General features: G+C 36.7%; 4 protein-coding genes. All 4 read right to left on the minus strand.

All coding sequences use genetic code 11. The annotated features are described in order from the left end of the window. Positions 1–182: 182 nt before the first annotated feature. The 4 genes from H5185_RS21055 to H5185_RS21070 all read right to left on the minus strand — a co-directional run bounded on the left by H5185_RS21055 (position 183) and on the right by H5185_RS21070 (position 4,963). The gene (locus tag H5185_RS21055) at positions 183–458 is read right to left on the minus strand and encodes a transcriptional regulator (protein ID WP_182743084.1); all 276 of its coding nucleotides are present in this window, start codon (positions 456–458) and stop codon (positions 183–185) included. A gap of 488 nt (positions 459–946) precedes the next feature. Then, the gene (locus H5185_RS21060; RefSeq protein ID WP_182743081.1) at positions 947–2,278 is read right to left on the minus strand and encodes a tyrosine-type recombinase/integrase; all 1,332 of its coding nucleotides are present in this window, start codon (positions 2,276–2,278) and stop codon (positions 947–949) included. A 517-nt stretch (positions 2,279–2,795) separates the two neighbouring features. Continuing rightward, positions 2,796–3,677, minus strand: a complete 882-nt coding sequence (locus tag H5185_RS21065; RefSeq protein WP_182743082.1) for a hypothetical protein — start codon at positions 3,675–3,677, stop codon at positions 2,796–2,798. Then, positions 3,677–4,963, minus strand: a complete 1,287-nt coding sequence (locus tag H5185_RS21070; RefSeq protein ID WP_182743083.1) for an AAA family ATPase — start codon at positions 4,961–4,963, stop codon at positions 3,677–3,679. The genes H5185_RS21065 and H5185_RS21070 overlap by 1 nt, the downstream gene beginning before the upstream one ends. Between the last annotated feature and the right edge of the window lie 427 nt (positions 4,964–5,390).

Consider the following 5,390-nt stretch of genomic DNA (forward strand, 5'->3'; position numbering starts at 1 on the left):
TTGGTTGGCACTCAGGCAGAGCAGCCCGAGATACCTCCAATGCTTTAAGCATAAATGCCTTGTCTAGATCCATCTAAAGTATCCTTTTAAACTTTTGGTATACATTAACAAATCTATGCCAAAAGAGGTGTAATAAAGTTGAGTTCACTAAAGAATCAAACAAGGAATGGGGCAACTGTGAGTTACATTGGGAAGTGTTCATTTTCATATGTTTCAACTAATGAAATCCATTTTTCGAGCTCAGAACCTTCCGCGGTATTAGGTATTGCATCAAACAATCCTTCAATTTTCTTTAATGCTGCACGATACTCATCATCAGAACTCAGGGGCGTATCTTCGCAATCCGTGACAATCTCATTTCCAACAGAAGGAGAATCAAGCCATTCAGCTAAGTCATCAGGTATTGGTGCCGTTACGTCACATTTTGAGAGCAATATATTGAGTTTAGTATTCTTCATTATCAATTCTTCTCTTTGAATCGTCACCGTTACAGCAGCCACTCTGTAGTATGACTGAAATTGGGTCTAATTTATCCTGACACTTTGGGGGCATAAACGTTTTAGCAGGTTTAATGCAGAATCCCTATATCTTTAAAAAATAAAGGTCTAGCTAAAACTACTTACTCACTCTTTAACACAAATTTTTTTACTCTCAGTGAGAGCAAAAAGGTTTGTTTCGCACTACCCTGTAGCTGATGATATCTGGGTTACAGAGCATTTAAGACAATTTAATAAATAAGCAATGTTTGAAACATTTGTTTGATTAAACTGTTATATTTCGCACTCACTGACTGCGAGCCATTTTCAACAGCCTAATTATTCGCTCTCTGCTGTAGCGAAATAATTACAGCTTTGGCAGTGTTTGTGCCTCAACTGACACTGTTACTGCCAATCGAGACAGATTGTTAATTTAGGTTTAAAGTTTATTTATTAACCACACCCGATCATCAAATTTGATATTCAATTCTCTCAATATCCTTAAGCAATGCTGCAACGTTTATATCTTTGCCGTAACGACTGAAAGTGATGTTGGGATTAGCGTGACCGACGATTTGAGCAACGATGTGCTCGCTGATATCCAGTTGCTTCATTTCATCGATAAACGTGTGTCTGAAGCCGTATGCTGTTGGACGCTTATTTGCTTGCATACCTATTTCGTTTTGAAGCTTTGCCAGCTGTTTGCAGTAGTTTTTTGACCAGTCTTCGTTTATACCAACGGGTTTATAATCAAACAGCTGGGTATGTGTTGATTTTCGCTGAGTAACGAATGCCATAAAGCCTTGTTCAAGTAATGCGTTATGAATTGGCACATAGCGCTTGGCATTGAGGTTCTTTAATCGTTGTAAAGCGCCACTGTCATCAACGCTAATGCATTGTATGCCGTCGATTAGCTTGATATCGGCGGGTTTGAGCTGGCAGGCTTCTGAGGGCCTTAAACCACCATAAAGCATCAAACGGGTGACCCACTTGAAATCGATTGTTGAAGCCTTGAATGATGAGCTGCGAAGTAGGCGTTTAAGTTCAATGTGCGTCCAGCGGTCTCTAGCTTGATTCGGTTTAGCTTTTGGTTTTTGACCTACAGTAACGCTTTCAAAGGGGTTGTGGTTGCAATAGTTCATTAGTTGGCACCATTTAAAGAACTGGAATACAGCAGCTAAGTACTCTTTATTGCTTTTGTAGCTTCGGCCTTGAATCAGTAAAGCATCTCGATAGGTCATCGCATCAGCGCTGGTGATATCGTGCACACATTTGCTCTCAGCGTTAGTTTTGGATCTTGATTTATCTTTTGATGATACGGTATCAATAAAATGCCTAGTACGCTGCTCAAGTTGCTTGATAGACAGCGACCTAATAGCCGATTTTTGTTTTGAGATAATAAATGAGGTTAACGCCTCATCTAACGCTAAGACAGGCTTTGCTTGCGCAACAGCTGTGGTTTCACGATGCTCTGACAACTTAGTGTCTCTGATTGGTATGGAATGAGGTTTTTGCGTGATGTTGAACGTAATATCAGAATCATCAGCATCAAACTGAGCTCTGAGATGGTTAATGACCTCATCAACGTAGCGAATAAAGTCATTAATACGGGTTTTATGGTCAATAGACTTGATGATTTTTTTGAGTGTTCCGGCAACATCAATGTTACGGATGACCGCTTCTGCTCTGTCACGAGTCAGTAAGGAGACTTTTACGTCAAAGGGGTAGCCCTTGTCGCGTAAATATTTGGATAAACAGATACGTGTGAAGTATACGTTGTTGGGTGCTCGATAAAGATACATTGTCTGAGTCAATCCTTATGGAGAGCCCCTCAAACGCCAGAAACAAAAAAAGCCGTTGATAATCAACGGCTTTTCTCATATTTAATGTGGCGGAGGGATAGGGATTTGAACCCAAGAACCAGACACATAATAAAATTAAAAATCATTTAAATCAATAACTAATAGAAAATCACATCTCAAATAATGATCATTCGTAGTCGATATATGACATTTAAATATTTATCGAGTAGGTTGTCAATGATTAACGCCTCAAACACCAACCTCACCAAGTCCGAGTGCTTTGACTTGATAGTGCCCCTGATATTTCAAAGGAATGAAAAGCGTCAGGCAGCGATAAGATCGCACTAAGATAGCCTCTATATGTGTTTGCACGCTGTTATTTTAAAAAGCACGACGATTTGACAGCTAAATGACAGACGAAGTAGATGAATTTGTTGATTGATTTTTATTTGACTGCCAAAGCAGTCAAATTATTTAGGCTCGCCTATTAACTGGCGGAAGGCTCATATGTGTTAGCTTACGCAGCATCCAGCTTAGAAATCAAACTGGAGTAATATTCGTCAGGAGTTGTCGACTGTTGATTTATAAATCGATCAATCATAGTCATTTCTACTAGTTGTTTAGGTATAGATTTATAGTCTGAATGCCGCTTGCAGATATAATAGATGATATTTAAAGACAAACTAGCCAGCAATTTCCCATAATTGTTTAAAATAGGGCATAAATTTGAAGTATCTTGGGCCAATAAAGCAGGTCGAGATATCTCTTGTTTTTTTAGATTAATAAATGAAATTATTGCCTTTTTATTTATGGTCGAACTCTTTTTAGGATCAAAAAACCGCTCACCGCTAACATTCGTAATGAATTTTTTATTACTTTCTCTAAATATGAGCTCTAATCTTAACAGCCTACCCCCTAAGTTTTTAAATTGCTCGTAAGAAAATTCAATTTCTTGGAGTATTTCGTCTGGCATGCTTTGTTCTAAGAGCATGCTTTCAATTTGTTCTATAGTTGAAAACTTAGTGAAAACGTCATTTTCCCAACTATATCCTTTGGTAAATAATATATATGGTGAGTCAAAATTTCTTACATCATCAAAGTCAAGATCTCTATCCTTAACAACTATAGTGTTTGCAACTTCTCCGGCTATAATTTTCTCACAAATAGCATTTGACGCAGTTTTAGAGCCAAGTGCCCTAAATTCTACTTTTTTACTGTAGTTATAGCTTTTAAAAACTCCACTCCAAAACTTAATATCCACGGATTTAGTGTTAAATTTACCCTCTTCTACTTCTTGAACCGAAAAAGATTTGTTACCACCTTCGGTATAAACAATTACTTCTGCGCCATAAAAAAGAGGTAAGTTCGATATTCCAGTGTTAGTTCTCGTAAATGACATTAAAACATCTTCTCCATATCAAACACCTTTTCATCAAAGATGCTAACTACATCTGGAGAATGGGTTGCAAAAATAATTTGTGAATTAGGGTTAATTGCTCTTAAATTTTCAACCAAGCTTTCTTGCCAGCGAATATGTAAAGAAAGTTCAGGCTCATCTGCAATATATACCCAAGGTTGCTTTTCCTGTAGGAGAGCTTCTCCCAAAACTATAAGTAATTGTTTCTCACCTGAAGATAATCTATGTATTGGGAGGTCTTTACCTGACTGAGTCGTGACTTGTAGTTCGTTACGATCGTTAATGGTAAATGTTTTACGTTGCATCATTGAATTAATGATGTTCAAAAAAGTATCTCTTGGTCGGAAAATATTTTCCCTTTTTTTAATTGACTCATTCCATTCATCTACAATGTAATCAATTCGCTCAGTTCCAATTAACACAGAAATATCTGTCGTGTTTAATGCAAACTTTTCATCAGGCGAATGTAGCTTTTCTTGAGCTTTACCTAGGGCATCGAAATGACTATCTAATTTACCTGTAAATTCTTTAGGTTCAACTTTGAATTGTTCAAAAATACCTTTAAGAGCTTTCTTTTCATTTTCAATGTCGATCTTTTTTGCTGTAGAAAAAAATGGTTTGTTACTTTTTCTGTATAGCATTGATAGAAAAACTTCTTTTTGGAAGTTAACAAATTGCTCTGAAGCCTCTTTACCCAAACTAGAAAAATATCTAACTAATCTATTTGATAACTCTTTGAGCTTTCGATCCACACTAGATACTGGCTCATCGGAATCTCGGTCCTCATGGCTCACATTAGAGCGATGAACAGATAACCAGCTTACGTTTGATAATTTTTTTAGTGAAGAAGAAACACTATAGCCTTGCCTTCGATATAGCTCCCGTTCAAGTATGTGCCTAGGGTAGCGTCTTATCATCATTTGCTCTTCATAGTCATCAAGAGACATGACTAATGGTTTTTCACTTGCCGATTCTTTAATTTCATAAACAATTGATGAAAACGGTCTATCTTTTTCTGTTGCCTTACTGATTGTAATTGATGGCTTTTTTCTGCTGCTTTTTGATTTAAGTCTAATAGTGATTTTGCTAAACTCTAACCTATCCAATTCATGGAAGTTAGCAGTCAATGCTGATACAACAATATTTATAGCTGTTGTTTTCCCAGATCCATTTATTCCGATAATAAAATTAACGTCATCATGGAAATCAAACTCCAGAGTTCTTTCACCCCAGAAACCGTCCACTTTTACACTGTCTATATAGTTCATTGACAACCTTGTTTTAAAAGTAAGCTAACAGCTTATTGAATGTCGTACCATTCAATGCCGGCCGTTTAAGTTATTGATTAATAACATCCTACATTTGCTATCTTATTGATGTAAAGCAATTAATTGTATCAAGCAGACAAAAACAAACCGAGATTGCGCGTAAAGTAAGATATGCCTTGACGGTAATAAAAATTTAAGCAAATAAAATCAGATAATTATGATTTATCTATTTTTAATACGATGCAACTAAAGAACGATTTTCAATCAATTTTTATCATAAATTGATGAAACACCATTATAAATGTACATAAAAACAGTGTAGACCACATAAAAGTGTGCATATTGATTTTATCTTTCAGGCTTTTGACTTTTTCACATGCGCAGCATGTGGCTGTCGGGGTTAAGGGGTTCTCCCCTTGCCCGTAGC

This window comes from Shewanella sp. SG44-6, from assembly GCF_014164185.1.
Lineage (GTDB): Bacteria > Pseudomonadota > Gammaproteobacteria > Enterobacterales > Shewanellaceae > Shewanella > Shewanella vesiculosa.